The sequence below is a fragment of the Paenibacillus terreus genome (assembly GCF_042138595.1).
Taxonomy (GTDB): domain Bacteria; phylum Bacillota; class Bacilli; order Paenibacillales; family Paenibacillaceae; genus Paenibacillus; species Paenibacillus terreus.
In genome coordinates this window covers 159,565-185,682 of sequence record NZ_JBHIRX010000011.1, presented here as the reverse complement: position 1 = coordinate 185,682, position 26,118 = coordinate 159,565, and the positions used below count along the sequence as shown (strand labels likewise).

Sequence of the window (26,118 nt, the reverse complement as noted above, 5' to 3'; positions counted from 1 at the left end):
CGGACGTGGCTCAGCGGTAGAGCATCGCCTTGCCAAGGCGAGGGTCGCGGGTTCGATTCCCGTCGTCCGCTCCATGAAGATTTGGCGCCATAGCCAAGTGGTAAGGCACAGCTCTGCAAAAGCTTTATCCCCAGTTCGAATCTGGGTGGCGCCTCCAGTGTTTAACTTATACCGATTTGGTAATCAGTGGATGTGTAGTATTATTTGAATAAGCCGGTGTGGCGGAATGGCAGACGCGCTCGACTCAAAATCGAGTGGGGAGACCCGTGGAGGTTCGAGTCCTCTCACCGGTATTACTTTACTAAGAGCAGTTCATTAGATTAAAAATCTAGTGGACTGTTTTTATTTTTATTACTTCATTCATTCGGTTTGCGGAAGTGACCTTGGGACTGAATTCCAAGTGAGTATAGATGTTGGCTGTGGTGGAATAGACACTGTGACCCAGCCATTCTTGTACTTCTTTCATGCTAACGCCAATTGCTATGGCACGAACCCTACTGGTCATAGCCTATAGCATGCTGAAAAACAAAGAAGCTTACCTAGAAGGCCGACCCCAAAAACGAGCAAGTTAATTAGTGCTACCAACCCATAGATCGTCTAAACATGGACTCATGGAAATGGAGATCCCGGGCATTGTATTGCCCAAAAACAGAAATTCGTCCATTCATCTGGTTACGTGTTTACAGAGGCGGCGATCGACGATGTGTTCCGCTTCTCCAGCTGCGCCGCGCGCCTGATCAACAAGGTCTGCACGTACAGCCTCATCTACGGCTCGCAGAACAAACATCGCATCATTGACGATCATATGATCAAACGCGTCATCCAGGGAGAATTGTCATGATTCTCCCTTTCTTCACACCATAGACCGGACAGCTTGGCCGTCACCAGCAGGACAACTTACGCCGTCAACCGCCGGTCATTATGTATTAGCAGTAACACTCCCAAACAGTAGCCGATTAGCTGAAATTGACGATGTCCGGTATCCAGAAGACGGGCCGCATAGTCGTCAGCCAGTCGTTCGATCAGTCCGTCAATGCTCCTGGTCTCAATAGCGCTCTACATCCGCAATCGTAATGCCAACAACTGGTCCCAGCCCTTGTTCATCCAGGTGTCGAAGCAGCAAATGGAAGCAGTTTATTGTTCCCAGACCTATACATGGAATACCACATGAAGCGGACCAGATTCCCCGCCGCCATAATAAGTGAACACTGCGTTGCTGCCAGTATTCAGTTGAGGCAGGACTTCGCTCAACGTTCCCCCATCTCTGTTTCATGCTTCATAGAATCGCCCTTGAAACCGTCAGTTTGGCTAATTGTATTATTTTTTACGTATGAGGCAACAAAATCAGTGAGCTCTGCTATTGTTGGATCGTTCAACATTTGCCGCAGAAAGGCATCAAACGGAATGGACTGACCGTCACAAGCATAATTACTCAATCGCGCAGCTTCCCGTCAACCTGAGCCATGATTAGTGAATTCGCACCATGTTATGCAGAGGGCCCCCTGCCTATTGATAATAAGGGACGGAATCCGTTAAATAATCATGCCCTGTCTTGACGCCGGGCCGGAGCAGCCGTATGGTACAAGTGACAAGAACTTACAATCGTAGGGAGATACATGCTCAAGAAGGGGGAACTATGAATACATTCACAGCCTATGGCCGGCAGCTCCGGCGGCAGATCGCCGGCAGGTATTACCGGATATCCATCAAACAGAGGATTCTGTTCTCGTTCATCGTGCTGATTACGCTGTCCATCAGTTCAATGGGCACCTTCTCGTATTGGATTGCCGCGCAGGAGATCGAGGATAATGTTTACGCTGGCAGCCGGGAGACCGTAAGCAAGACGGCACAGCTTCTGGATTCCCGCCTGAATGATGTGGTGCTGTCCGTGCAGTCCCTGATGCTGAGCGATGCGTACCGCAAGATGATGATGGATGTGCTGAGCCATGAGGTCTCTAATTACTACGTACATCTGTCCGATCTGCAGTATGTCCTCTCGCAGGCAATGTTCAATCAGCCGATCATTGAGAATGTGCTGATCGTTACCCCGATTGGCGATTTCTATCCCACTACGCAGATCCGGGCGCAGGACAATTCGTTCTACGGCTCGGAATTATATGATCTGAGCAAGGAGCAGCCGGGCGGCTACTGGGCCAAAGGACATTATGACCGGTTGTTCACAGGCAGCCAGCGGGTGGTCTCCTTCGTAGTCCGGGGAATTTATGAATACCCTTACACGCCGATCAGCAATGTATTTATTGTGGTCAATATCAGGGAGAGCCGGATAGATGAGCTGTTGAATACAGGCGGAGAACAAGCAGGGAGAAATTATTATCTGGTGAACGGGGAAGGAGAGGCGGTGGTGGAGTCCCGCTGGCCGTTCCGGGGCAGGTTCCCCTGGAAGCCGGTGCTTGCAGAAGCCGGAAAAGCAGCCGATCCGCAGGATCACTACTACAGCTATGGCGGCATGGAATATCTGGTGAATTATACAAGCTCAGCCGTATCACCCGACTGGATCATCTCAGGTATGCAGTCGCGGGACCAGTTGCTGGGTAAGCTACAGCGGGTGCAGCGCATTACCCTCTATGTAATCGTTATCTTTTTGCTGGCGACCTGGCTGATTTCCAATAAGCTAACATCTGTACTGCTGAAGCCCCTGTTCAAGCTGCGGCGACTGATGCGCAGAGTCGAAGAAAACCAGCTCAGTGTGGTGTATGAGAGCCGTTATGAGGACGAGATTGCCCAGGTCGGCTTTCAGTTCAACCGGATGATGTCGGAGATTAAGACGCTGATCTCGGATGTGAAGGCGAAGGAGAAGGACAAGCGTCATGCAGAGATCCGTGCCCTTACGGCGCAGATGGAGCCGCACTTTCTGTACAATACGTTGAATACCATCTATTGCAAATCGGTCATGGGCGAGAATGACGATGTGAATGAGATGATCCTGTCGTTGTCGCAGATGTTCCAGATCGGGCTCAGCGGCGGCAAGGATCTGATTACCCTTGCGGATGAGCTGTCCCACATGAGACAGTATTTCGCCATTCAGCAGAAATGCTATGAAGGACTGTTTGAATACACGGTGACGGTAGAGGACGAGGCCCTGCTGTCCTGCCTGCTGCCGAAGATTATCCTGCAGCCGGTGGTGGAGAACAGCATTCAGCATGGATTCAGCGACATGACAATAGGAGGCAGGATAGACATCACGGTCAGCCGGGAGCAGGGGCTGCTGCATATTTGCATTACCGACAACGGACGGGGGCTTGATGCTGAACGGGTCAAGCAGGGGCTGGTCAGGGCACCGCAGTCGAGGAAAGGTTATGCCCTGTTCAACATCAGGCACCGGCTGGCCTTGTATTACGGAGACGAAGCCCGTATGGACGTTGGCGGCGAACCATGTAAGGGATCACGGACGGATCTGTGGATTCCCACAGAGGAGGAGAGTTGAAGGATGGACCAAAAGCTGGAGCCGGAAAGGTTCAAATTATGTGTAATCGACGATATCAAAAGTGTGGTGGAGATGGTCTCACGCAAGCCGCCGTGGCAGGAGCACGGTATTGAGGTCACAGGTACGGCGCTTAACGGCGAAGCGGGCCTGCAGATCATCCGCGAGACCCGGCCGGACATTGTGCTGACGGATATCCGGATGCCAAGAATGGACGGCCTACAGATGACCCGGGCGATTCTGGAGGTGCTGCCGGACTGCAAGATTATTATCCTCAGCGCCTACTCGGAGTTCTCTTATGCCCAGGAAGCCATCCGGCTGGGGGCGCTTGATTTCGTGAAGAAGCCCTTTTCCCTGGAGGAGATTGTGAATGCAGTGCTGAAGGCCAGGGAACTGTGCCGGGAGGAGCGTCAGGAGACCGCCAGACTTGCTGTGATGGAGGCTAAAATCAAGGAAAGTCTGCCTATCCTCCGCCAGGAATATCTCACCTTCCTGCTGCACCACCAGACGACAGAAGCGGATGCCCGTTCCCGCTGGGCCTATCTTGATATCCCGCTGGACCAGCATGATTTCTTCGTGTTTGTCGCCGAAATCGATCATTTTGCGGAGAAGCTGAGCGGCCAGCCTGTGCAGGAGGTCGAGCTGCTAAGGTTCAGCCTGCACAATATTCTCGAAGAGACGATTTCCGCCCTGACCCGCGGCGTTATTATCCGGGAGGCGACAGACCGGTACGTCTGTATCATGAACGGCTCAGACCCGGAGACTGCCGCGCTGATTACGGAGGCCTGCTGCACGAATGTAAGCCGCTTCTCCCGTCATACCATTTCAATTGGCGTGGGCCTGGGCACGGCGGCGATTCAGGAGCTGGGCACGGCGTACAGGCAGGCGCTTAGCGCGCTGGGGTATCATTTCTATACCGGGGGCAACGGAGTATATCATTATAGCAATATCGAGAATAAACCTCTCTCGCTCCACAGCTATTCCGCCGCCGCCGAGCAGGAGCTGCTGTTCGCCCTGCGTTCCGGCAATTCCGCCAAAAGCCTGCAGGTGCTGGACCAGCTGTTCGCGGAGCTGCTGGACAGCGGGCTTTTGCCTGAGCCGCGTTATGTTGAAAGTGTCGGCTATGAGCTGAGCTCCAGGATCTGCCGGGTCCTGCTGGAGCAGTTCCCTTATGGGCAGGTGGAGCCGCTGGAACTCAGAATTGCTGCCATGAAGAACCAGGTGCATCCTTCCCTTCAAGATATACGGGACCTGCTGTCCTGGCTCTGCCGGGAGGCCTGTGCGCTGGTGGAGCAAGCCCGTTCTCTGGAGTCCACGCGGATAATCCGCCAAGCCGTCGAATATATCCATAGTCATCTGGATACGGGGCTGTCGCTGGAGCAGATGGCGAAGCAGATTAACCTTAGCCAGGGGTATTTCTCCAATCTGTTCAAGAAGGTGCAGGGGATTTCGTTTCACCAGTATGTGATGCATGAGAAGATGGAGAAGGCGAAGGCGATGCTGATCAGCGGCCGGCAGGTTCAGGAGATCGCCCAGGATCTCGGGTATGAGCACAGGCGCTATTTCAGCGAGGTGTTCAAGAAATACACCGGCATGACCCCGTCCGAGTTCAAATTGTATTATATTGGAAAAGAATAGGAATCAGCAGGGGAGGGATTTCCGCAGGGTGGAGATTACCTCCCTTATCTGTATCCAACTCCTGCAGAAATCTGCCCTTAATGTGGGCTTACCCGCCTTATCTGGATGCGCCTATCGAACTATAATCAGGTTGTAAGCGAATACAGCAGGGATACATAAGGGGGTACTACCAATGATGAAGCGTATGCTAATGACATCTCTTAGCCTGGTCCTGGCACTTGGCTTGGCAGCCTGCGGCAACGGTAACAGTGGCGGCGGCAATGCAGTTGAAGGCACGGGAGACGGGGCGAAAGCTGATTCAGGGGAAAAAACTAAAATCAGCTACTGGACAGGCGACCGCCATGATGCGGATTTCGTGAAGGAGAAGGTAGCCGAGTTCAACTCAACCAATACTGACGGGATTGAAGTGGATCTGGTCGTTAAGGGCGATGACTTCGATACCGCGCTCGATCTGTCCTTCCAGACCTCCGATGCACCGGATGTGATCCGGGTGAAGGAGAATACCGTCCAGACCTTCTACAAAAAAGGCTTTCTCGCTCCGATTGACGAGTTCCTGAGCGATGAGCTGAAGGCGAAATTCCCGGCCATGCCGGATCTGAACGAATTCGATGGCAAGCGTTACAGTCTGCCGAACTATGGAACGACCATGCGTCTGGTGTACAACAAAGATCTGTTCGCCAAAGCAGGCGTTGAGCATCCGCCGGCTACCCTGCAGGAGCTGGTGGATACAGCCAAGAAACTGACAGAAGCCGGCAAAGCGGACGGCGCTTACGGCTTCGCCCTTAACTTCAAGAACCCCGGCAGTGCGTTCGCACGTTCGGCACGGGTGGTTGCGGAGATGAGCGGCTATGGCGGCTTCGGGTATGATTTCAAGACGGCCCGCTATGACTTCAGCGGCTTCGAGCCGATCATCAATGCCTTTAAGCAGATCAGGGACGACGGCAGTATGCTGCCGGGCGTAGAATCGCTGGATATTGATCCGCTGCGGGCGCAGTTTGCGGAAGGCAAGATCGGAATGTACATGTCCTACTCCTCGGAGCCGGGCGTCTACAAGAATCAGTTCCCGGCCAAGATTGACTGGGCGGCCGCTCCGGTTCCTACCATCGACGGCAATGTGAAGGGGGCTTCCGGCTTCCTCGGGGGCCAATGGCTGGCGCTGAGCTCGAAATCAGAGCATAAAGAAGCAGCCTGGAAGTTCATGGAGTTCATGTACGGCGATCAGGTGCTGACGGATTATCAGGAAAAAGGCTTCGGCATCTCCATGGTTCCGTCCATCAGCGCAGCAGCCAAGACACCGGATGTGAACGGCATTGAAGGCTTCCTGCCGAACAAGTACGATGGAGTGTGGCCGGTCTATCCGTCTGTAGCACCGGAAGGAATGAAATCGGATGACGCCTTCTTCAAATATATGCTGAACGGCGGCGACCTGAAGGCGGTTATCGCAGATCTGAACAAACGCTATAATGCTGCACTGGACAGTGTGATTGCGAATGACGGCGTAAAGGCCGAGCCGGATGCCGGCTTCGATCCCGCCGCTCTGGGCGGCAAGTTCGCCAAATAGACAGAAGGTTAGGGATAGGGATATAGGCCGGGATAACGGGGGATGAGGGAGCAGCTTCCTCATCCCTCTGCTCTGGCCGCAAGGGAGAGGAGCCGGAAGAAACCAGATGAACAAAACAAAACATGCCTTATTTTCATACAGCTTTATCTTTCCAAGTGCCTTGCTCACGTTGGTCCTTGGGATTTACCCGATTGTCTGGGCGTTCCGCTATATGTTCTATGATTACAAAGGGTTCGGAACGGCCCGGTTTACCGGTCTGGCCAATTTCAGCCGCATCCTGAAGGACACCCAGTTCTGGGATTCGGTGGTGAATACGTTTGTATATGCAGGCGGCAAGCTGCTGATCACCATTCCGCTGGCCCTGCTGCTGGCAGCCATATTGAACCGGGGGCTGCGGGGCAGACAGTTGCTGCGGGGGATTTTCTTCATGCCGACCGTCATCAGTACCGCCGTAATGGCCGTAGTCTTCTTCACGATTTTCAACTCGTATAACGGAATTCTCAACCAGTTCCTGATCCGCTCGGGCCTCTCCGATTCCGGTGTGGATTGGCTGGGGCCGAAATATGCCATGCTTACCGTCATCCTGGTTGCGGCCTGGGGAGCGGTCGGCAATTATATGCTGCTCTTCCTTGCCGGTCTGCAGAATATTCCCGAGGATGTGTATGAGGCCTCTTCCCTGGATGGGGCAGGGAAAATTCAGCAGTTCCGCTATGTCACCCTGCCGATGCTCGGGCCTGTCATGCAGATGGTTATTATGCTGGCGATCATTACAGCCCTGAAGGGCTACGAGAGCATCATGGTACTGACTGAAGGCGGTCCTGTAGGCAAGACGGAGGTCATGTTCCTGTATTTGTACAAATTATTTTTCCCTGTCGGGGGGGGCAGCGCGGCGGTTCAGGTCCAGGAGTTCGGATACGGCAGTGCGGTCGCCTTTGTGTCTGCGGTCATTGTAGGGATGATATCACTCATTTATTTCTACGCATCCAGACGCATGAATCAGACCGATTGAGGAGAGAGGCTATTATGAGACTAAGAACCATACTGGGCAAAATCATCTTGTGGATTTTTTTGCTGGCTGTTGCTTTTATCACCCTGATTCCGGTCGTTATCACCATCCTTGGCTCCTTCAAGACCAATGCTGAGCTTACTGCGGGTGCGACCTTCCTGCCGAAGAGCTGGCACTTCTCGAACTATGCCGAAGCCTGGGCGCAGGCCAATTTCTCCAGGTATACCCTGAACAGCCTGATTGTCTCCCTGGCGACAGTGGTCGGCACGCTGCTGGTATCATCCATGGCGGCTTATGTGGTGGACCGGATGGATTTTGCAGGCAAAAAATTGTATATCGGACTGCAATCGTTCACCATGTTCGTGGCTGTAGGGGCGGTCGTGCTGCGCCCGCAGTTCGATCTGATGGTTAAGCTTCATCTGCACAACAGCCTGTGGGGCGTTATATTGATTCTGATCTCCGCCCATGCTTCGATCTTCTTCATTCTGTCCAGCTTCATGAAGGGGATTCCCCGCGAGCTGGACGAGGCGGCGCTAATAGACGGCTGCTCCCCGGGCCGGACCTTCTGGCGGATCATTCTGCCGCTGCTCGGACCCGGACTTGGCGTAGGTGCCTTATTCACCTTCCGCGGCGCGTGGAATGAATATCTGCTGCCGCTCGTGTTCACGATGACGAAGCCGGAGCTGCAGACGCTGACCGTCGGGCTGGCGAACCTGAAATACGGGATTTCGGCCGCTTCCCAAACCCACTACATGATGGCGGGCGCCTGCTTGTCCATTCTGCCGATTCTCGTCGCCTATCTGTTTGCCAACAAATCCTTCATGCAGATGACGGCCGGTTCCCTCAAAGGGTAGCGGTCCGGCCCTGCGCATCCCATATTCCATATTTAACATTCAAGGAGGTACACCCCATGACTCAACACGCTCCGGCAATTCTGCAATCTGCCCCGTTCATCCGGCGGTATCCGGGCAATCCGGTGCTGGATGCAACGAAGGTTCCTTACCCCACCGCACTGGTATTCAATGCCGGTGTAACGAAATTTAACGGCAAGTATGTGATGATCTTCCGTAATGATTACGGCTCACTGGTCGATCAGACGCTTGAGCCGCACCACACCACGGATCTCGGCATTGCTTACAGTGACGACGGGCTGAGCTGGACCGCCGGCCCGAAGCCAGTGTTCAAAATGCATGACGAGGAAATTATCCGCGCCTACGACCCGCGCCTGACCGTGATCGGCGGCCGTTGTTATATGTGTTTTGCCGTGGATACGCACCATGGCATCCGAGGCGGAATTGCCGTTACCGATGATCTGGAACACTTCGAGGTGCTCAGCCTGTCTACACCGGACCTGCGCAATATGGTACTGTTTCCCGAGTTGATCGGCGGCAAGTATGTCCGGCTGGAGCGTCCCTTCACGGTATACAGCCGCGGCGGCCGGGACCGCTTCGATGCCTGGATCTCCGAGTCGCCGGACCTGAAGCATTGGGGCAACTCCAGCCTACTGCTCGCCGTTGAGCAGGTGCCGTTTGCCAATGACAAGGTCGGCCCGGCCGCACCTCCGGTCCGGACGGATAAGGGCTGGCTGACCACCTTCCATGCGGTGGATGTGGACCCGGCCAGAGGCAAGCACGGTTGGGAGGACACCTGGAAGAAGCGTTATACCGCCGGAATTATGCTGCTGGATCTGGAGGACCCCCGCAAGGTGATCGGCATGAGCAGGCAGCCGCTGCTGGCACCGGAGACAGACTATGAGATTGGCGGGGGCTTCCGCAATCATGTGATTTTTCCGGGAGGGATGATTCTGGAGGATGACGGCGAGGTCAAGATCTATTACGGCTCTGCGGATACGGTGGAATGTCTGGCAACGGCCCATGTGGACGATCTGCTCCGGCTCTGTCTGGAGCCGGAGCATAGATAAGATTGGAAGCAGGCTGAGGGCGGAAATGCGGAGTAACAGTGGGGCCATGTGCCATGATTGGAGCGGCTTGCGCGGAGATTGTGCATGAAGTGCAACAATGCTAGATCAATAGCAGCGACCGTGGGGAGATTGTGCATAAAATGCAACAATACAGCTCAGTAGTAGCGACGAACGCAGAAATCCTGCACAAGGTGCAACAAAACCGGGGCTATACTTTAAAAGGAAACTTTGCTGATGCAGAAAAGGTTAGTATTACTCTGCCACTTCCGAAGCTGAACAGGAATATGTCGACTTTATGAAAAGAGTAATAGAGCATCACTGGTGAAATCATTATTCACTGATGACAGAGTATTTTCTAAAAATATGAAAGAGGTGTTTATTTATGTTAAAACGGTTAAAGTTTTTAAGTTTAATTGTTTGTATGCTCGCCAGTCTTGTAGCTGTCGTTCCTTTGACAGCAAGTGCGGCGGGTACAATTGTAAGCTATCCATTACCGTCGATCTATACCACGACCAGTCAATACACGGTAACAGCAGACTCTACCAATATACCGGTAATCGACACTTCGGCGGTATTTGTAAACTATAATTATTGTAATTTCTCTTTTTCAGGTACTACTACAATCACAATAACAGCAAGCGAGCCAATCAATACCTATAATATTTCTCCCAAAGCTTTGGGAATCACTGCAACAAAGAGCGGAAATACACTTACATTTACACTTTCATCACCAACCTATCTTATCGTTAAAATCAATAACCTGAAAGATCTGGTTATTGCGGCAGATGCTCTTGAAACCAATGTTCCGGCTTCATCCGGTACAGGGATATACAATGTTAAAACTCAATACGGTGCCGACAGTACCGGTGCCACTTTGGCTACAACTGCAATACAAAACGCCATCAATGCGGCTAACGCAGCAGGTGGCGGTATCGTATACGTTCCAGCCGGAGTGTACAAGAGCGGAAACCTTGTTTTAAAAAGCAATGTTTCGGTTTATCTGGAGGGTGGTTCTGTTATAAGGGGTTCAGGAAATCCAAGCGATTACACCACCCATTTCCATAAGAATTCTCTGAATAAGGATGGAACATGGTTTATTTATACCGAAACCAATGCAAACAATATTAAGATATACGGCAGGGGGACTATTGACGGCAATGGCCATTACATGAGAAATACAAACAATTATTTGAACAATATTCTTGTACCCTTGCAGTGCAGCAACTTCACGGTTGACGGCATAACCATAAGAGACAGCGGTGGCTGGGCTACAATCGTTACAAGATCTAATAACGTAACATTCCAGAATACAAAGCACTTCAACAACAATGAACTTGATTATGAAAATGATGCAATAGACATTCAAGAGAGCCAGAATGTACTCATAAAGCACACGGTAGCAGTATCGGAGGATGACACATACTCATTTAAGACATGGGATGTAGCAACTACGGATATAGCTGCAAACTGGCCGGGAAGTCCTGAAAACCAGTCAAATGTAGTTGTGGATGATGCTTTGGCTTGGAGCAGATGTGGAGCATTCAAGGTTGGAGATGGAGTGAAACAGCTTCAGGATGGCATAGTTGTTAAAAACTCTTATGTATACAGATGCTGGCGCGCTTTAGCGGTAGGTCATCTTTATGGGACTCCAGCAGCACAAAACATCATATTTGACAATATAGATGTAGAAGGCTTCTGGCCAAGATCCGGTGTTCACTCCAGGTGGTTTGATCTTTCTGCAAAAACCGGTCCGATAAAAAATGTGGTCTATAATAATATCAATTTACGCGCTTTAGGTGAAGTTTCAATAATGAAGGGTTGGAGTGACACATCTACTGTCTCCGGAGTTACATTAAACAATGTTCGCGTCGGTGGAGTTGCGGCAACTACACTCGCAGAATTGAAAATAACAGATACTAACAGCTATGCTGCAGCTCCCAAATTCAACACATTGAAATTTGAAGCGGAAGGTTATAACCTTAGTTCAGGTGTTATATCCTATGAGGCAAGCACTGATGGTGGGCTGGATGTTGGTGGAGGGAGTAATGGCGACTATATAGCATTTAAAAATGTAGACTTTGGTAGTACAGCTAAAACAAGTATTGATTTGAAGGTTGCATCCGCTAATTCCGGCGGAAGGATAGAATTCCACTTGGACAGTCCTACAGGCACTATGCTGGGTTATTGGACGGCAGAAAGCACAGGCGGATGGCAGACATGGTCAGTCAAGAATATCCCGCTTAATGCCGGGACAGCTGTAGGAACCCATACGGTATATGTTACTTTTGTTAAGTCAGATTCAACCACAGTTGCAAATTTAACTTGGTTCCAGTTCAAATAGAATGGAAATTGTTTGATTTAATTGCAATAAGATGGATAAAGGGGTATATCAAATGATATGCCTCACCACTTTGCCGGAGGTATTCGGCTTGCCAAAAGGAGACAGCACTTGTGAATCAACACTTCGATTGGGATCTGGACAAGCTTTCCAAAAACCAGCAGAAAATCGCCAATTTTATCGAAAAGAACACGAACCGCATCGCTTATTTGACCGAACAGGAGATGGCGGATCAAGTTCGCGTCAGTATTGCCTCCATCTCCCGCTTCTGGCGGGTGATTGGCTACAAGAACTTCAAGGAATTCAAGCAGATGCTGGCCGACAATCCCGACATTACGCCCGCATACAAAATCCAAAACCTGATCAACAAGGTGGACGGGGAAGACCTGCCCGGTCAAATGCTGAAGCTGACGTGCATGGCGTCATGTTCTTACTTTGAAGGTTCAATTGAAGCAACTGTTTCCCAATAAGATCATCGGGGAATGGTTGCTTATTTTTTTTAGAAGATAATCTGCCGTTTCTGCTTTCATTTGGTTTGAACTTCGGCAACTGTACAGTCCAGAGTATACCCAGACCTAAGGCTAGGTTTAAAAACCGCCCGCGGTCCGTTTTAACAAAGAGGGGACACGTATAGAATAAAGACATAAGAGAGAGACAACGAAAGGCGGTGAGCAATCAATGAGAATGGATAGAAACAAAGGATTGGCCATCCTGCTTATCGTAGTAGGTGCTTTAATTCTGCTCAACCTGATCCCGGCATTCGGTTTTCTGGTGCATGAGATTATAGGTTATCTGATCCCGATCGCTATGATCGTGCTTGGGTACTACGGAGTCAGAAGCGGCAATACAGTGATAGGCTGGGTCATTATGATCCTGGGTCTGCTGATCCTTATGGGCAAGCTGTCCTGGCTGATCGGCCCGCTACTTGCAATCGGGCTTATCATTTTCGGAATTGCGCTCTTGAGAGGCCGTGGACGCAGATATTAAATGTTAGGAAGGGAGCATAGCAAATGAGTGTATTTCGGCGCATGCGGGATATTACGGTGGCCACCTTCAACGACGCGTTGGAGCAAAGCCAGGACCCCGTTCGAATGATTGACCAGTTTCTTTCCTCCACACGGAGGGATATTGCGGAAGCAGAGAAGCTGCAGCAGCAGTATTCAGTACACACAAGACAAATGAAGCTGCAGATGGATCAAGCCTTGGCCATGCAGAACAAAAGGGAAGAACAAGCTCTGCTTGCATTGAAAGCAGGCGAGGACCATGTCGCCAAGCTGGCCTTGCAAGAGAAAATGCTGTACGAAGAGAAAGCCCAGCAGTATACAGAGCTTTGGGAACAGAGCAGAGGATCTCTCCGGGAGCTTGAATATCAGCTGGAGGAGCTGAAGACAGAGTATCAAACGGTATACAGCAAAAGACAATACTACGTAGCACGTATGGAAACGTTGAGTCTGCAGCGTCAAATGAATGAGCGCGCGGGTACATACGGCGGAAGAAATCTTCCCCGGATGTTTGACCGCCTGGAAGACAAGGTTGCAGATATCGAAGCAGAGACCTACAGTCTGCGGGAGCTGCGCCGTTCCGAGGCCGGGTATGCCGACAGCCGGCAAACCAATGGCTCCATTTTGGATCAGGAGCTGGCAAGACTAAAGCAGAAGCTGAATAACGAAAGAAAGGAGTAGACGCAGATGACCAAGTTATACCGGTCAAGCCGGGACAGAATGATCACGGGAGTGAGCGGCGGGTTGTCCGATGTCATTGGCATCGATTCCACCTGGATCAGGATTTTGCTGCTGATCAGCATTCCTTTTACCGGCGGAGCGACGATTCTCATTTATTTTATCGCTGCACTCGTAATTCCTAAAGAGCCTTATCCGCCGCATAACGGTTATGGGCATCCAGGCGGCTCGTTTCAGCAAAGTTATGGCAGCGGGCCGTACGGAGGGCCATATGGCAAGGACCATCACCAAAATTACGGTCCAGGTCCAGGTCAAAGCTTCAATAACGGATATGGTCAGCAAGCTTCTTTTGGCAACAAAGGCAGCGATCTGGACTCCATGATGGAAGATATCGAAAAGAAAGCCATGAAAAAGGAATTAGCGGAACTTCGTAAAAAAATTGCGGATTTAGAGAAGGGAGAACGTAAATAATGGGAATCTTTAAAAGAATGAAGGATATGACGAGAGCTTCGATCAACGACGTGCTGGATAAAGTGGAAGATCCGATAGTGATGCTGAATCAATACCTGCGTGACATGGAGAGCGAAATCCATGAAGCTGAAGTGACCGTAGCCAAGCAAATGGCAAATGAGCGCCGCATGAAGCAGCGTCTGGAAGAAGCGGAGCGTGGAGCTAGTGATCGCGAGAAGCAGGCGGAAGCTGCCCTTCGCAACGGCCAGGAAGAAGTAGCACGCAAGCTGCTGGAAGAGAAAATTTACTTTGAACAAAAGAAGGACGAATACCGGGAGCTTCATGCCCAATCTTCGGAGCAGGTAAAATCCCTTGTTCAACAGCTGCATGACATGAAGGATGAGTTTTACAAAATGCGCAACAAGCGCAACGAGCTAGTATCCCGTGCCCAAATGGCCAAAGCCAAAAAGCAAATGTCGCAAATCAGCAGCGTGCATACCATCGAGAGCGGCAGCGCATCTCTCGGCTTCCATCGTATGGAGGAAAAAATCATGCAGATGGAAGCGGAAGCTGATGTATTGCGGGCGCCGTATCAATCCGGAGCGGGTCAATATGTGAATCCGGCGGATACCGAGAAGCAGCTGAAGGTGGAAGAGCAGCTCGAGCAGTTAAAAAGCAAGCTGCAAAAGAGCAGTGACAAACCAAAGGCTTAATAAGAAGACCTACTCGACAGTTTAACAATATGATATGCTATATGGAATGAGCTCTGAAGACCGTTCCATATGATCAGGAGAAGCCATGCGGCCGTTTCTTATGAACGCTGTTATGGCTTTTCCTACCTGAAAGAAAGGAGGGTGCGGCATGGAGAGGAGGAAAACGGCTCTGGCTGGCTGGGTGTTGATCATCATTGGTCTGCTTGCGCTGTTTCATCAATTTATAGGCTTTTTCACCATCGTCGCACTGATCCTGATCTTTGCAGGCGTATATAAAATGCAAAAAGACCGTCTCAAAAAAGGATATATGCTGGCTGCGATTGGCGGTGTGCTGCTCGTGCTGGACAATTTATTTTTGTTCATCGGCATTACCCTGATTTCGCTTGGGATTTTCTATTATAGATCCCGCAAGATACAGCCGCGCGGCACGGCGATGTTCAAGCAAAATTTCATGTCCAACTATAAATGGGATGAAGTGCCCTGGACTCTTCGTAATGCAAGCATATGGCATGTTCTGGGCGAGATGGACGCGGATCTTTCGCTTGCCTTGCCAGAGGAACGGGAGACGGTTTTTTACATGCAGGGAATTCTGGGAGATATTGATTTCTGGATTCCTGAATATTATGGGGTTGAGGTTGAGGCCGTTGTGGTGTTCGGACAAATTCAGCTCGGCCGCGATATGGATGTGGGCGTGCTGAACCGTTTGGTATGGAAGTCTCCGAATTATGCGGAGAGTGAATATAAGGTTAAATTTATCGTGTCTTATGTGGCAGGAGACATACGCTTTAAATTTATATAGGAACAGGAGGAGCCGAATATGAATGATCGTAAAACATCCAATATGGTCACGCGCAATATGGGTGAAGGCATCCTCCTGTCTCTTGTTGTGGGGGCTGTCTTCCTGTACATGGCCAATACATATGGGTATATAAAGCCCATCTCCGAGTGGAGAGCGGGCGTGCAGTTCGGGGCTGCTTTATTATTTCTGCTGTTGGGGCTGGGTGCGACCTTCGGATTTTATCAAAGCTACCGGGTGAAAAGAAGGCTGGAGCTGATGCGTGAAACGCTGCTGATGTGGGAGAAGGGCACCCCATCCAGAGAGCTGCCTGAGCTTGGGTCAGATGAAATTGGCAGGCTCGGCGAGCAGTTGGGCCGAATCGGAAGAAAGTGGGAGGAGCAGGTCTCCTCGCTGCAGCGTTTATCCACAAATAATGCACAGCTTGCTGAACAGGCCCGAATATCTGCTATAGTAGAAGAAAGACAGAGGCTGGCAAGGGAGCTGCATGATGCGGTTTCACAGCAGCTCTTCGCCATTTCCATGACTGCTACGGCTGTGGGCAGGACGCTGGAGAAAGATTTTGCCAAAGCTCAGCGCCAGGTGGCTCTTATCGAGGAAATGTCCGCGGTGGCCCAGTCGGAGATGAGAGCGCTGCTGCTGCATCTGAGACCAGTCTACCTGGAAGGCAAGAACCTGGAGCAGGGGATCAGGGAGCTGGTCAACGAGCTGCAGGTGAAAGTGCCGATGGAGATTGATTTTGAGATGGACAGCGGAATCCGTCTCGTCAAGGGTGTTGAAAATCATTTGTTCCGCATCATTCAGGAGGCCATGTCAAACACGCTTCGCCATGCCAAGGCGACGAGGATGGAAATCCGTATACAGCAGCGTTCAGAGCTGCTTCGCGTCATGATCCGTGATAACGGGGTCGGCTTCGAGCTTGATGACAAAAAGCAGGCTTCTTACGGATTATCCACCATGCAGGAGCGAATCAACGAGATTGGCGGAGCGATTCAATATATAACGGCACCGGGGAAGGGAACACGCATTGAAATTTCGGTTCCCGTCATGAACGAAGAAAGCGGGAGGAACGAGAGCGATGGATAACGGTACGGACAATCCAATCAAAGTGCTGCTGGTGGATGACCATGAAATGGTGCGAATCGGCCTGGCAGCGGTGCTCGGTACGGAGGACGGGATTGAAGTCGTTGGGGAAGCGGGCAGCGGGGAGGAAGGCATTCGGCTTGCGGCTGAATATCAGCCGGACGTGATACTCATGGATCTGGTCATGGATGGAATGGATGGCATCGAGGCGACCCGCCAGGTGCTGAAGCAGCAACCGCAATGCAAGGTCATTGTGCTTACAAGTTATCTGGATGATGAAAAAATGTATCCGGTCATTGAAGCGGGTGCCTTCAGCTATCTGCTCAAAACGTCACGCGCCGCAGAAATCGCCGATGCCATTCGCGCAGCTGCCCGGGGACAATCCGTACTGGAATCCCAGGTGGCCTCCAAAATGATGGACAGATTCCGCAGGCCTCAAGCGGAGGCGCCTGCTCACGCCGACTTGACCGAGAGAGAGATGGAGGTGCTGCGCCTGCTTGCCCAGGGCAAATCCAATCAGGATATTGCGGATGAACTGATCATTGGCATTAAAACAGTGAAGTTCCACGTGACCAACCTGCTTGCGAAGCTTGGGGTCGAGGACCGCACACAGGCAGCCATTTACGCTTACAAGAACGGCTTGGCCGAGTAAAATAAAATCAGCCGCCGGACCCACAGTATATTGTTCTGAGGTCCGGCGGCTTTTTTTCGCAGAATCTCTTGTTGGTTGAACCTCCAAAGATTGGGTAAAATAGAAGATAGATAGCTAGGGCTTTTAGTCAATGACCACAAAACTTTCAAAGAAAGAATGGGTGCTATGGCTGAAAATCAAATGATGAATGAAATGCAAACTCCAGGGGCAGTGTTTTTCATTTTCGGGGCGACAGGCGATTTGGCCCGCCGCAAGCTTTACCCTGCAATCTACAGTCTATACCGGGAAGGCAAGCTGAAAGAAGATTTTGCTGTGATCGGTGTGGCCCGCCGTCAGCGATCACCGGAGGAATTTCATAATGATTTATATGATTCAGTTCAGGAATTTTGCCGTTATAAAGTGGCGGACAGCGGTGATTGGGACAGATTCGCCTCCCATTTTGAATACAAATCGCTGGATATCAACAATGTGGAGGGTTTTCATGAGCTTCGACAGCAAACGGAAGCGATTGAGACCAAATTTGGCATCCAAGGCAACCGTCTGTTTTACCTTGCGTTAGCACCCGAGCTGTTCGGAAATGTGTCGAATAGTTTGAAAGAAGGCGGCATGCTCGAAGGGAACGGCTGGAACCGTCTCGTCATTGAGAAGCCGTTTGGTTATGATCTGGAGTCGGCAGAGCGTTTGAATCAGGAGATCCGCGAGGTGTTTGCCGAGGAGGAAATTTACCGGATTGACCATTATCTCGGCAAAGAGATGGTGCAGAATATTGAGGTCATTCGTTTTGCGAACGCATTTTTCGAACCATTATGGAATAACAAATATATCGCCAATGTACAGATTACGCTTGGGGAAACGGTCGGTGTAGAGGAACGCGGTGAGTATTATGATCATTCAGGGGCGCTGCGCGACATGGGACAAAACCATATGCTGCAGATGCTGACCATGATCGCCATGGAACCGCCTAGCCGCCTGCTTCCGGAGGATATCCGGGATGAGAAGGTGAAGGTGCTCCGTTCCCTTCGTCCGTTTGCCTCCAATGAAGATGTCAAGCAAAACGTGGTCCGGGGGCAGTATACGGCCGGCACTTACCGGGGCAAGGAGCTTCCTGGTTACCGCCAGGAGGATAAGGTGAATCCTGAATCCAATACCGAGACGTATTTTGCCGCACGTGTATTCGTGGACAATTTCCGCTGGGCGGGGGTTCCGTTCTATATTCGTACAGGAAAGCGTCTGCCGGTAAAGACTACAGAAGTCGTAGTGGAATTCAGAAGCATGCCTAATAACGTATATCTGGGCAAAAAGTATAAACTGGAGCCTAATTTGCTGGTCATTCGCGTGAATCCGATGGAAGGCATTTACGTAAAGATCAATGCGAAGAAGCCTGGCTCCGAAACGGAAATTGAGCCGCTGGCCATGGATTTTTGTCAAAGCTGCATGGTGGGAATTAATTCACCCGAAGCTTATGAACGTCTGCTGCAGGATGCCGTTGAGGGGGATTCGACCTACTTCACCCGCTGGGATGAAGTGTCCACGGCTTGGGCTTTTATTGACCGGATCGCCAAGGCATGGGAGGAAACACCTGACTCGCTGGAGACCTACCCTGCCGGAACCTGGGGACCGGAGGGGGCAAAACGGTTGATTGTGCAGGATGGCTTCAAATGGTGGCCGGTCAACGGCCAGGAGGAAGACAATGTCGTGTGGAAGGTCGGCGGGCGCGAATAAGGCGATCAGACGCACCTAAGTCATACCTGAAGCGCAATATAGTTCGAAGCTGCATCCTCATTCGTCTTTTGGCGGATGGGGATGATTTGCGTTCAGAATATGCTATAATAGCATAATGATTTCATAAATAAGCGAGGGTTGTTTGGATGCCGATTTGATGGTTTGAAAGCGGATGAGAACGTCCTGGTTTTGAATATATTGCAATAGCGAAAGCACTTATGCGACGAAGGGAAATGTGAAATGAGCAAAACAATGGATAACCAGCTTCAGCAAGAGGTCGACAAGCGTCGTACTTTTGCGATTATATCCCACCCCGACGCGGGGAAAACAACTTTGACGGAGAAGCTGCTCCTCTTCGGTGGAGCGATCCGTGAAGCAGGCACGGTCAAAGCACGTAAAGCCAGCAAGCATGCCACCAGTGACTGGATGGAAATCGAGAAGCAGCGTGGAATCTCGGTAACCTCCTCAGTGATGCAGTTTGATTATAAAGGCCACCGCATTAACATTTTGGATACGCCCGGTCACCAGGACTTCAGTGAAGACACATACCGTACTTTGACGGCTGCGGACAGCGCCGTGATGCTGATTGACGTGGCCAAAGGTGTGGAGGCGCAGACGATCAAGCTGTTCCAGGTCTGTGCCAAACGGGGTATTCCAATCTTTACATTCATTAACAAGCTTGACCGGGAAGGAAGAAGCCCGTTCGATCTGATGGAAGAGCTGGAGCAGGTGCTTGGCATCCGCTCTGTGCCGATGAACTGGCCCATTGGAACAGGACGTGACCTGTGCGGTGTATATGACCGTACGCTGAATCAGGTGGAACTGTTCCAGGGAGACGATCACTCCACCATTCAAGTGCAGAAGGTTGAAGATTACAATGACCCGGTCATCCGGGAGATGGCCGGCGAGTTTCTGCATGACCAGCTTTGCCAGGATCTTGAGCTGCTGGATGTGGCGGGCGATCCATTTGATATGGAAAAGGTACAGCGTGGTGAGCTGACACCGGTGTTTTTCGGCAGCGCTATTAACAATTTTGGGGTACAGACGTTCCTGGAAAATTTCCTGAAGCTTGCGCCAAAACCGGAGCCTCGCAAGAGCACTGCCGGCCTGATTGAGCCTACGGATGAGAAGTTCAGCGGTTACATTTTCAAGATCCAGGCTAATATGAACCCGGCGCACCGTGACCGGATCGCCTTTCTGCGTATTGTTTCTGGCAAATTCCAGCGCGGTATGAGCGTCAAGCATGTGCGGGCTGGGAAAGAGATCAAGCTGTCGCAGCCGCAGCAGTTTCTGGCACAGGACCGGGATATTGTGCAGGAAGCATTTCCGGGGGATATCATCGGTTTGTTCGATCCGGGCATCTTCCGCATCGGGGATTCCCTGAGTCAGGCAAGTGAGATTGTGTTCGATGAGCTGCCGACCTTTTCTCCTGAAATCTTTGCCAAGGTAACGGTAAAAAATGCACTGAAACATAAGCAGTATCAGAAAGGGATCGATCAACTGACGGAAGAAGGCACCATTCAGGTGTTTAACACTGTTAGCTTTGATGATACGCTATTGGGGGTTGTCGGTCAGCTGCAGTTTGAAGTGTTTGAATACCGGATGAAAGGCGAATATGGAGTGGACGTTCAACTGCAAAGAATGCCATATCAGTTTGCCCGCTGGATCATAGACGATAATATCGATCCAAGCAAATTCCGCATTAACTCCACGCTTGTCAAAGACAAGAAGGGCAACTATGTCGTGCTGTTCGAAAATGAATACGCGATGAGAACGGCAATGGAGAAAAATCCAACTGCGAAGTTCCTGGAGACGGCGCCATAATGCGCTGTTGCGGGGGACCAGACACGCTTTAACTACCGGAAAAAGCCGGAGTCTGTAATGGCTGCAGACTCCGGCTTTCTTGTGGGGATTCATCTTAAAGGCTGCGGGGTTACCTGCTTCAAATGCTCATGCAGAATATGGACCATTTCATTCTGCCGGCTTTGATCCAGGTTGGGCCAGATCATTTCAAATACGGCTCCAAGCCCGGGAAGGGCTGCTTCCGGCCCGTGGATGGAGCCTTCGATCATATGCCTCAGGTCTTCTTCCGATTCTCCATGCACCTTGTGAACAATGGCTTGGCGTAAATCAAGCGTGATGGGCATCATGTAGTCCCTCCTGAGATGATCTGATTTAAATGAATCCATATTCAGCTTTCCCTGAGGCTGCCCCAAGTATGTATGTACAGGATTGTCAAGTCCGTGCTGATGATTCCACAGGTCTTGTTATGCTATACTAGGACGGTAGAAATGTGACATTTTCGGGAGGATAAGACATGGCTAAAAAACAGTACGCGGTCATTGGAATGGGACGTTTCGGTTCCAGTGTGGCCAATGCCCTCGGTGAAATGGGATACGATGTACTGGCCATCGATTCCAACGAACAACGTACCCAGGAGGTTGCCGAAATGGTGACCCATGCCGTGACGGCTGATTCCACTGATGAAGAGGCGCTGCGAGCGCTTGGCATCCGCAATTTTGATGTTGTGGTGGTCGCCATCGGTGAAGATATACAAGCAAGCATTTTAACGACACTGATTTTGAAGGATATGGGTGTTCCGGTGCTGATTGTAAAAGCCAAGAATGAATTGCACGGCAAGGTGCTGCAAAAAATAGGAGCTGACAAGGTAGTTTATCCGGAACGGGATATGGGTCTGCGAGTAGCGCATCACCTGACTTCGCCGAATATTTTGGATTATATTGAGCTGTCGAAGGATTACAGCATTTTTGATATGAGAGCGCCCAAAGCCATGCTAGGCAAGAACCTCAAAGAGCTGGATATCCGGGCACGCTATGGATGCAACGTGATGGGCATTCGCAGGGGACAGGAAATGAACATTTCCCCGAGCCCTGATGAACGTTTGGCTGCAGGTGATGTTCTTATTGTAGTGGGGCACAAAGATAATCTGAACAAGCTGGAGCAGGCTTTTGCCGATCAGCCATGAATAACAAGGAACGGATGAAGCAAGCATGGAACTGATTTCCCCGAACAACCCGCTTGTGAAAGAGTGGGCGCAGCTGTTGGAGAAGAAGCATCGGACACGGCAGGGAAAATATATCGTTGAGGGTGTGCATCTGGTACAGGAGGCACTCCGGTCAGGGGCTGACGTGGAATGTGTGGCGTATGATATGGAAAAGGGCGTCCCACACGAGCTAGGCAGTTATACACAGCTGCCTGATCGTCAGCCCGAATGGGCAGCCGTCTCCGCGGCGGTGATTGCAAAATGTACGGAAACGAAGACGCCTCAGTCCGTATTTGCAGTTGTACGTAAGGAAAGTCGTCCGGCGGACGAGCTTCTTCATCAGCAGAACGGCCTGGTGATTGTGCTGGACGGAGTGCAGGACCCGGGCAATGTCGGCACGATTATCCGCAGCGCAGATGCAGCGGGGGCAACTGGAGTAGTGCTGGGCCACGGCTGTGCGGATCTGTATAACCCAAAGACGATACGCTCCACGATGGGGTCGATGTTTCATTTGCCCGTTGTGGAGGCTGAGCTGACACAGGCACTGGCAGGGGCCAAATCCGCAGGGGCCCGCGTAGTCAGCACGTCCCTGCAGGCGAGCGATTCCTGTTATACATATAATTTCAGGCAGTCCGTATGGCTGGTGATCGGGAATGAGGGACAGGGCGTTTCCGATGCTGTTGCAGCTATGGTGGATGACAGCATTCTGATTCCGATGGCCGGGCAGGCCGAATCCCTGAACGCCGCTATGGCGGCAACGGTGCTGCTGTTCGAGGCCATGCGGCAGCGTCTTTTTAACTAAAAATAATTCTTGTGTAATTGTGCAAAAAAAATGTCCTGGGGGATAAAAATAGGCTTTTTATCAAGACAAAAGACTGGAAAAGGCTCAGCGTTCTGCTCGATGCTTGCTTCAGTCTTTTTTCATTTGCCGCGCCAAATAGAGTATAAGAGGGAAGAGAATTTAGATGCAGCATAGAATAGTTTTAATTTTTCGTTTGCGAGGAGGATCAAGAATGTCCAACGAGCGTTTATTAATTATTAACGCCGATGATTTCGGCATGTGTCATGCGACGAATCATGCTATAGGTATGCTGCTGGCACAAAGTGCCATTACTTCGACAAGCCTCATGGTGACTTGTCCCTGGGCGCTGGAGGCTGTCAATTTCGTAAAACAGAACCCGAATGCGGATGTGGGAATTCATCTTACATTTACAAGTGAATGGGAGCATTACAAATGGGGCCCGCTCAACAGCCAGTTATCAACGTTGACGGATGAGTTCGGATATTTTCCGGCAGATACAAGTACGGTTGTCTCCAATGCCGCTCCTGAGGAGATGAGAGAAGAAGCGGTTGCACAAATTGAACTCGCCCAGCGGATGGGGGTAGATATTACCCACATGGACAACCACATGGGCTCGATGTACCATGTCACTGAAATTCTGCTGGATCTGTGCGAGGCATATCAGCTCCCGCTGCGATATGCCAAGTATAGCGGCCTTTTCTCACAGCATCCCCGGCATAAAGAGCTGGTGAAGCTTGCGGAGAAGAAGGGAGTGCTGATTCTTGATCACTTTGAGATGCTTCCCTTTTCACCGCCGTCTGCCGGGATGGAGGTCTCATATGCTTTTACAAAAGAAGCTGTAATTCGCGCCATTAAGACGTTAAAGCCCGGCCTGACCGAGCTGGTTTTTCATCCTTCACTGGACACCGGAGAATTAAAAGCAATCACGGATACATGGCAGATTCGCCGATTCGAATATGACGTGTTTCGCGACGAGGAGGTTAGAAGCCTATTGCGGGAAGAAGATATTCGCTTGATCACTTGGCGGGAAATTCGCGCTCGACAGCGCTTGATGTGATCACGCTTTGAACAGATCCCGGATTCAATTTGGGGTCTGTTTTGTCTTTCTTGCCTTTATTTAAAAACAGCATTGGCCTCTGCCGCTTTCCTGGCAAAAGCAATAGGCTCTTCGATGGACATAAAGTGGGCATACATATTCTGTGGGTTATCGAAAACTGGAAGAAGAAACAAAAGCGAATGCAGCTTTTATGCTTACGTCATAATACCTTACACAAATAAACGAATTTTAGATAAAAGGGATTGAAATAAAGTTTGATACTGCTATAATAGGCTGTAATCAAGATATGATATGGCAAGAAACTTTCCATTTGCATTCATTTTTATTACATCTAACTGTCAATAATTTTTTTTGCTAATAAAAAAGAACGATGTTCCCGAAATAAGAACAACTTTAAGAAAGGGTGAGTGCTAAATGTCTGCCGATGCAAAACCGAAGGCGAAGCTGGAAACAGCCCACCGGATGTTATTGCTGCTGGAATGCTTTACAGACGCCAAGCCGGAGTGGGGAGTTACCGAATTAAGCGAAGAACTGGGACTTTACAAAAGCGTGGTTCACCGCATGCTGTCGACATTGGAGGGAAGGGGGTATGTCTCGCAAAATCCGGTTACCAAAAAATACTCCCTTGGGCTCAAGCTGTTCGAACTTGGAATGGTTGTCGCGCGGGGGATGAATCTCAGGACCATCGCTCAATATCCGCTCAAGACGCTGGCTGAGCAGACGGGGGAAACGGTGCTGCTGACGGTGGTGGACGGGCAGGCCGGAGTGTGCGTCGAGAAGTTCGAAAGCCACGAATCCATCAAATCGACGTCTCAGCTCGGCAAGCGGGTTCCACTGTATGCGGGGGCGCCGACCAAGCTGTTGCTGGCCTATCTGCCTGAGGAAGAAAGAGAAGCGATTATCCGTGCGGGTCTCAGCGCTTTCTCTCCTTTCACAGATACCGATCCGGACAGGCTGAGGGAGTCGCTCGCAAAAATTAGGGGGCAAGGGTACAGCTGGACCTTTCAGGAGGTGGATATGGGATCGGTGGGCATTGCTTTTCCCGTGAGAAATCATGAGGAGCAAGTGATCGCCTCGATCGCCGTACTGGGTCCTGAATTCCGGATGGAGAGCAAGATGGAACGGTGTCACTCTGCCTGCGGCGCGGCAGCAGAAGCCATTTCCCGCAATTTAGGCTCCAAATGGGTGTTTGAAGCCCGGACCGCTGGTATTTAGCCGGTACGATTGCCGTGCAGCAGAAAGAAGGGAGGAAACTATGGAGAAGGTTAACCTGTTTTCAATGTTGTTCTCACGTGTTCAAGAAAAGGTGGAGCGGGATGGCAGCGGCAGGAAAGGTGGTCTGCTGTACAGGCTGGACAGGTTATCCGATACGTCAACGGCATACATGTACCTGATGCCCACATTGACACTGATTTTTCTTACGGTGGTTGTACCGATGCTTTATGCTCTGTTCATTTCTTTTACCAAGGTCTCCTTTGCACAGGGGAGCATGGTGTATGATTTCGTCGGGTTGGGCAATTATGCTCAGCTGCTGCGTGATGCCAGGTTTCCGGCCGTGATGTCGAACACGATGCTCTTCACCGTCGTCAAGGTGGCAGCCACCCTCGCTATTGCCTTCGGTATTTCACTGACGATTTATTTCGGCGTATGGGGCGCCGGATTCTTCAAGCGGCTCTTCCTCATTCCGTGGGCTCTTTCCAATGTAGTAAATTCCCTGATGTGGCAATGGATGTACAGCGGCGATTACGGCATTTTTAATGAAATGCTGCTGAAGCTCGGTTTTATCAATGAGTATAAAATGTGGCTGGTCGATGAGCATACGGCCATGCCGGCAATTTTGTTTGCAGATATCTGGAAAAGCGTTCCTTACGTTGCGCTGCTAATGCTGGCAGCCATGCAATCCATTCCCAAAGAGCTGCACGAAGCCTCCAAGGTGGACGGCGGCGGCTCGCTCACCGCTTTTTTTCACATTATTTTGCCTCACATTAAACCCGTTATTATGGTGCTGCTTGTCATTGAAACGATGTGGACGCTCCGTGTGTTCGATCTGATCTGGCTGCTGACCAAAGGCGGTCCCCAGGACAGCACGATGACGCTCAATGTATTCGCCTACGAACAAGCCTTCCGTAATTTCAATCTCGGCTATGGAGCCGCCATCAGCTACTGCATTACGCTTTTGACTCTGGTATTCACTCTTTTGTATATGAAGACGCTCAAGGTTGAGAAATAAGCAAAATGAAAGCTCTTGGAGGGA

The 26,118-nt window shown here is 50.8% G+C and carries 25 protein-coding genes and 2 tRNA genes; 25 read left to right on the top strand and 2 right to left on the bottom strand.

Going from position 1 to position 26,118, the window contains the following annotated elements; genetic code table 11:
- Window positions 1-83 precede the first annotated feature (83 nt).
- The 3 genes from ACE5KN_RS19950 to ACE5KN_RS19940 all read left to right on the top strand — a co-directional run bounded on the left by ACE5KN_RS19950 (window position 84) and on the right by ACE5KN_RS19940 (window position 841).
- A tRNA-Cys gene (locus tag ACE5KN_RS19950) sits at window positions 84-157 on the top strand.
- Window positions 158-212: 55 nt separating this feature from the next.
- Window positions 213-293 (top strand) — tRNA-Leu (locus ACE5KN_RS19945).
- A gap of 383 nt (window positions 294-676) precedes the next feature.
- Entirely contained in the window at window positions 677-841 is a 165-nt protein-coding gene (locus ACE5KN_RS19940) for a hypothetical protein (RefSeq protein ID WP_375524230.1), read from the top strand.
- A 406-nt stretch (window positions 842-1,247) separates the two neighbouring features.
- On the opposite strand, the gene ACE5KN_RS19935 is transcribed toward ACE5KN_RS19940, so the two are convergent.
- Window positions 1,248-1,436: a hypothetical protein gene (locus ACE5KN_RS19935; RefSeq protein ID WP_375524231.1), complete on the bottom strand. Its 189-nt coding sequence runs from the start codon at window positions 1,434-1,436 to the stop codon at window positions 1,248-1,250.
- Between the two features lie 200 nt (window positions 1,437-1,636).
- On the opposite strand from ACE5KN_RS19935, the gene ACE5KN_RS19930 reads away from it, so the two are divergent.
- The 17 genes from ACE5KN_RS19930 to ACE5KN_RS19850 all read left to right on the top strand — a co-directional run bounded on the left by ACE5KN_RS19930 (window position 1,637) and on the right by ACE5KN_RS19850 (window position 20,825).
- Entirely contained in the window at window positions 1,637-3,445 is a 1,809-nt protein-coding gene (locus ACE5KN_RS19930; RefSeq protein ID WP_375524232.1) for a cache domain-containing sensor histidine kinase, read from the top strand.
- Between the two features lie 3 nt (window positions 3,446-3,448).
- Complete coding sequence (locus tag ACE5KN_RS19925) at window positions 3,449-5,080, top strand: response regulator (protein ID WP_375524233.1); 1,632 nt, start codon at window positions 3,449-3,451, stop codon at window positions 5,078-5,080.
- Between the two features lie 172 nt (window positions 5,081-5,252).
- Complete coding sequence (locus tag ACE5KN_RS19920; protein WP_375524234.1) at window positions 5,253-6,641, top strand: ABC transporter substrate-binding protein; 1,389 nt, start codon at window positions 5,253-5,255, stop codon at window positions 6,639-6,641.
- A 106-nt stretch (window positions 6,642-6,747) separates the two neighbouring features.
- Window positions 6,748-7,650 (top strand): carbohydrate ABC transporter permease, encoded by a 903-nt coding sequence (locus ACE5KN_RS19915; RefSeq protein ID WP_375524235.1) that lies wholly within the window; start codon window positions 6,748-6,750, stop codon window positions 7,648-7,650.
- Window positions 7,651-7,664: 14 nt separating this feature from the next.
- Window positions 7,665-8,501: a carbohydrate ABC transporter permease gene (locus ACE5KN_RS19910; RefSeq protein WP_212970176.1), complete on the top strand. Its 837-nt coding sequence runs from the start codon at window positions 7,665-7,667 to the stop codon at window positions 8,499-8,501.
- Window positions 8,502-8,557: 56 nt separating this feature from the next.
- Window positions 8,558-9,568, top strand: coding sequence for a glycoside hydrolase family 130 protein (locus ACE5KN_RS19905; RefSeq protein ID WP_144023517.1), 1,011 nt, complete (start codon window positions 8,558-8,560; stop codon window positions 9,566-9,568).
- A 382-nt stretch (window positions 9,569-9,950) separates the two neighbouring features.
- On the top strand, window positions 9,951-11,909 hold the full coding sequence (locus ACE5KN_RS19900) for a carbohydrate-binding protein (protein WP_375524236.1): 1,959 nt from the start codon (window positions 9,951-9,953) through the stop codon (window positions 11,907-11,909).
- Window positions 11,910-12,019: 110 nt separating this feature from the next.
- Window positions 12,020-12,376 carry a MurR/RpiR family transcriptional regulator gene (locus tag ACE5KN_RS19895; RefSeq protein WP_375524237.1) on the top strand — a complete coding sequence of 119 codons (357 nt, stop codon included), beginning with the start codon at window positions 12,020-12,022 and terminating at the stop codon, window positions 12,374-12,376.
- 208 nt (window positions 12,377-12,584) lie between these two features.
- Window positions 12,585-12,893 (top strand): hypothetical protein, encoded by a 309-nt coding sequence (locus ACE5KN_RS19890; RefSeq protein ID WP_375524238.1) that lies wholly within the window; start codon window positions 12,585-12,587, stop codon window positions 12,891-12,893.
- Between the two features lie 23 nt (window positions 12,894-12,916).
- The gene (locus tag ACE5KN_RS19885) at window positions 12,917-13,588 is read left to right on the top strand and encodes a PspA/IM30 family protein (protein ID WP_375524239.1); all 672 of its coding nucleotides are present in this window, start codon (window positions 12,917-12,919) and stop codon (window positions 13,586-13,588) included.
- Between the two features lie 6 nt (window positions 13,589-13,594).
- The gene (locus tag ACE5KN_RS19880) at window positions 13,595-14,056 is read left to right on the top strand and encodes a PspC domain-containing protein (RefSeq protein ID WP_375524240.1); all 462 of its coding nucleotides are present in this window, start codon (window positions 13,595-13,597) and stop codon (window positions 14,054-14,056) included.
- The gene (locus ACE5KN_RS19875) at window positions 14,056-14,748 is read left to right on the top strand and encodes a PspA/IM30 family protein (protein WP_375524241.1); all 693 of its coding nucleotides are present in this window, start codon (window positions 14,056-14,058) and stop codon (window positions 14,746-14,748) included. Before ACE5KN_RS19880 ends, ACE5KN_RS19875 begins: the two co-directional genes overlap by 1 nt.
- 148 nt (window positions 14,749-14,896) lie before the next feature.
- Window positions 14,897-15,547 (top strand): cell wall-active antibiotics response protein LiaF, encoded by a 651-nt coding sequence (gene liaF, locus ACE5KN_RS19870; protein WP_375524242.1) that lies wholly within the window; start codon window positions 14,897-14,899, stop codon window positions 15,545-15,547.
- Between the two features lie 18 nt (window positions 15,548-15,565).
- Window positions 15,566-16,630 (top strand): sensor histidine kinase, encoded by a 1,065-nt coding sequence (locus ACE5KN_RS19865; protein WP_375524243.1) that lies wholly within the window; start codon window positions 15,566-15,568, stop codon window positions 16,628-16,630.
- A complete protein-coding gene (locus tag ACE5KN_RS19860) occupies window positions 16,623-17,279 on the top strand; it encodes a response regulator transcription factor (RefSeq protein ID WP_375524244.1) in 657 nt (218 codons plus the stop codon). The genes ACE5KN_RS19865 and ACE5KN_RS19860 overlap by 8 nt, the downstream gene beginning before the upstream one ends.
- 165 nt (window positions 17,280-17,444) lie before the next feature.
- The gene (gene zwf / locus ACE5KN_RS19855) at window positions 17,445-19,001 is read left to right on the top strand and encodes a glucose-6-phosphate dehydrogenase (RefSeq protein WP_375524245.1); all 1,557 of its coding nucleotides are present in this window, start codon (window positions 17,445-17,447) and stop codon (window positions 18,999-19,001) included.
- 240 nt (window positions 19,002-19,241) lie between these two features.
- A complete protein-coding gene (locus ACE5KN_RS19850) occupies window positions 19,242-20,825 on the top strand; it encodes a peptide chain release factor 3 (protein WP_375524246.1) in 1,584 nt (527 codons plus the stop codon).
- An 89-nt stretch (window positions 20,826-20,914) separates the two neighbouring features.
- Here ACE5KN_RS19850 and ACE5KN_RS19845 read toward each other — a convergent pair whose 3' ends face one another.
- Window positions 20,915-21,148, bottom strand: coding sequence for a small acid-soluble spore protein SspI (locus tag ACE5KN_RS19845; protein WP_375524424.1), 234 nt, complete (start codon window positions 21,146-21,148; stop codon window positions 20,915-20,917).
- 170 nt (window positions 21,149-21,318) lie between these two features.
- Here ACE5KN_RS19845 and ACE5KN_RS19840 point away from each other — a divergent pair, with 170 nt between their 5' ends.
- The 5 genes from ACE5KN_RS19840 (at window position 21,319) to ACE5KN_RS19820 (ending at window position 26,094) form a co-directional block, all read left to right on the top strand.
- On the top strand, window positions 21,319-21,987 hold the full coding sequence (locus tag ACE5KN_RS19840) for a potassium channel family protein (RefSeq protein WP_375524247.1): 669 nt from the start codon (window positions 21,319-21,321) through the stop codon (window positions 21,985-21,987).
- Window positions 21,988-22,012: 25 nt separating this feature from the next.
- On the top strand, window positions 22,013-22,807 hold the full coding sequence (locus ACE5KN_RS19835; protein WP_375524248.1) for a TrmH family RNA methyltransferase: 795 nt from the start codon (window positions 22,013-22,015) through the stop codon (window positions 22,805-22,807).
- Between the two features lie 211 nt (window positions 22,808-23,018).
- Entirely contained in the window at window positions 23,019-23,864 is an 846-nt protein-coding gene (locus ACE5KN_RS19830; RefSeq protein WP_375524249.1) for a polysaccharide deacetylase family protein, read from the top strand.
- 414 nt (window positions 23,865-24,278) lie between these two features.
- Window positions 24,279-25,079, top strand: coding sequence for an IclR family transcriptional regulator (locus tag ACE5KN_RS19825; protein ID WP_375524250.1), 801 nt, complete (start codon window positions 24,279-24,281; stop codon window positions 25,077-25,079).
- A 40-nt stretch (window positions 25,080-25,119) separates the two neighbouring features.
- Complete coding sequence (locus tag ACE5KN_RS19820; RefSeq protein ID WP_375524251.1) at window positions 25,120-26,094, top strand: carbohydrate ABC transporter permease; 975 nt, start codon at window positions 25,120-25,122, stop codon at window positions 26,092-26,094.
- The last annotated feature ends 24 nt before the right edge of the window (window positions 26,095-26,118 follow it).

What these genes read in the sequence shown, in the direction of transcription:
- ACE5KN_RS19930 (WP_375524232.1), top strand. Translation starts at nt 1,637, where the DNA reads ATGAATACATTCACAGCCTATGGCCGGCAGCTCCGGCGGCAGATCGCC.
- ACE5KN_RS19925 (WP_375524233.1), top strand. Translation starts at nt 3,449, where the DNA reads ATGGACCAAAAGCTGGAGCCGGAAAGGTTCAAATTATGTGTAATCGAC.
- ACE5KN_RS19920 (WP_375524234.1), top strand. Translation starts at nt 5,253, where the DNA reads ATGATGAAGCGTATGCTAATGACATCTCTTAGCCTGGTCCTGGCACTT.
- ACE5KN_RS19915 (WP_375524235.1), top strand. Translation starts at nt 6,748, where the DNA reads ATGAACAAAACAAAACATGCCTTATTTTCATACAGCTTTATCTTTCCA.
- ACE5KN_RS19910 (WP_212970176.1), top strand. Translation starts at nt 7,665, where the DNA reads ATGAGACTAAGAACCATACTGGGCAAAATCATCTTGTGGATTTTTTTG.
- ACE5KN_RS19905 (WP_144023517.1), top strand. Translation starts at nt 8,558, where the DNA reads ATGACTCAACACGCTCCGGCAATTCTGCAATCTGCCCCGTTCATCCGG.
- ACE5KN_RS19900 (WP_375524236.1), top strand. Translation starts at nt 9,951, where the DNA reads ATGTTAAAACGGTTAAAGTTTTTAAGTTTAATTGTTTGTATGCTCGCC.
- ACE5KN_RS19890 (WP_375524238.1), top strand. Translation starts at nt 12,585, where the DNA reads ATGAGAATGGATAGAAACAAAGGATTGGCCATCCTGCTTATCGTAGTA.
- ACE5KN_RS19885 (WP_375524239.1), top strand. Translation starts at nt 12,917, where the DNA reads ATGAGTGTATTTCGGCGCATGCGGGATATTACGGTGGCCACCTTCAAC.
- ACE5KN_RS19880 (WP_375524240.1), top strand. Translation starts at nt 13,595, where the DNA reads ATGACCAAGTTATACCGGTCAAGCCGGGACAGAATGATCACGGGAGTG.
- ACE5KN_RS19875 (WP_375524241.1), top strand. Translation starts at nt 14,056, where the DNA reads ATGGGAATCTTTAAAAGAATGAAGGATATGACGAGAGCTTCGATCAAC.
- liaF (WP_375524242.1), top strand. Translation starts at nt 14,897, where the DNA reads ATGGAGAGGAGGAAAACGGCTCTGGCTGGCTGGGTGTTGATCATCATT.
- ACE5KN_RS19865 (WP_375524243.1), top strand. Translation starts at nt 15,566, where the DNA reads ATGAATGATCGTAAAACATCCAATATGGTCACGCGCAATATGGGTGAA.
- ACE5KN_RS19860 (WP_375524244.1), top strand. Translation starts at nt 16,623, where the DNA reads ATGGATAACGGTACGGACAATCCAATCAAAGTGCTGCTGGTGGATGAC.
- zwf (WP_375524245.1), top strand. Translation starts at nt 17,445, where the DNA reads ATGGCTGAAAATCAAATGATGAATGAAATGCAAACTCCAGGGGCAGTG.
- ACE5KN_RS19850 (WP_375524246.1), top strand. Translation starts at nt 19,242, where the DNA reads ATGAGCAAAACAATGGATAACCAGCTTCAGCAAGAGGTCGACAAGCGT.
- ACE5KN_RS19845 (WP_375524424.1), bottom strand. Translation starts at nt 21,148, where the DNA reads ATGCCCATCACGCTTGATTTACGCCAAGCCATTGTTCACAAGGTGCAT.
- ACE5KN_RS19840 (WP_375524247.1), top strand. Translation starts at nt 21,319, where the DNA reads ATGGCTAAAAAACAGTACGCGGTCATTGGAATGGGACGTTTCGGTTCC.
- ACE5KN_RS19835 (WP_375524248.1), top strand. Translation starts at nt 22,013, where the DNA reads ATGGAACTGATTTCCCCGAACAACCCGCTTGTGAAAGAGTGGGCGCAG.
- ACE5KN_RS19830 (WP_375524249.1), top strand. Translation starts at nt 23,019, where the DNA reads ATGTCCAACGAGCGTTTATTAATTATTAACGCCGATGATTTCGGCATG.
- ACE5KN_RS19825 (WP_375524250.1), top strand. Translation starts at nt 24,279, where the DNA reads ATGTCTGCCGATGCAAAACCGAAGGCGAAGCTGGAAACAGCCCACCGG.
- ACE5KN_RS19820 (WP_375524251.1), top strand. Translation starts at nt 25,120, where the DNA reads ATGGAGAAGGTTAACCTGTTTTCAATGTTGTTCTCACGTGTTCAAGAA.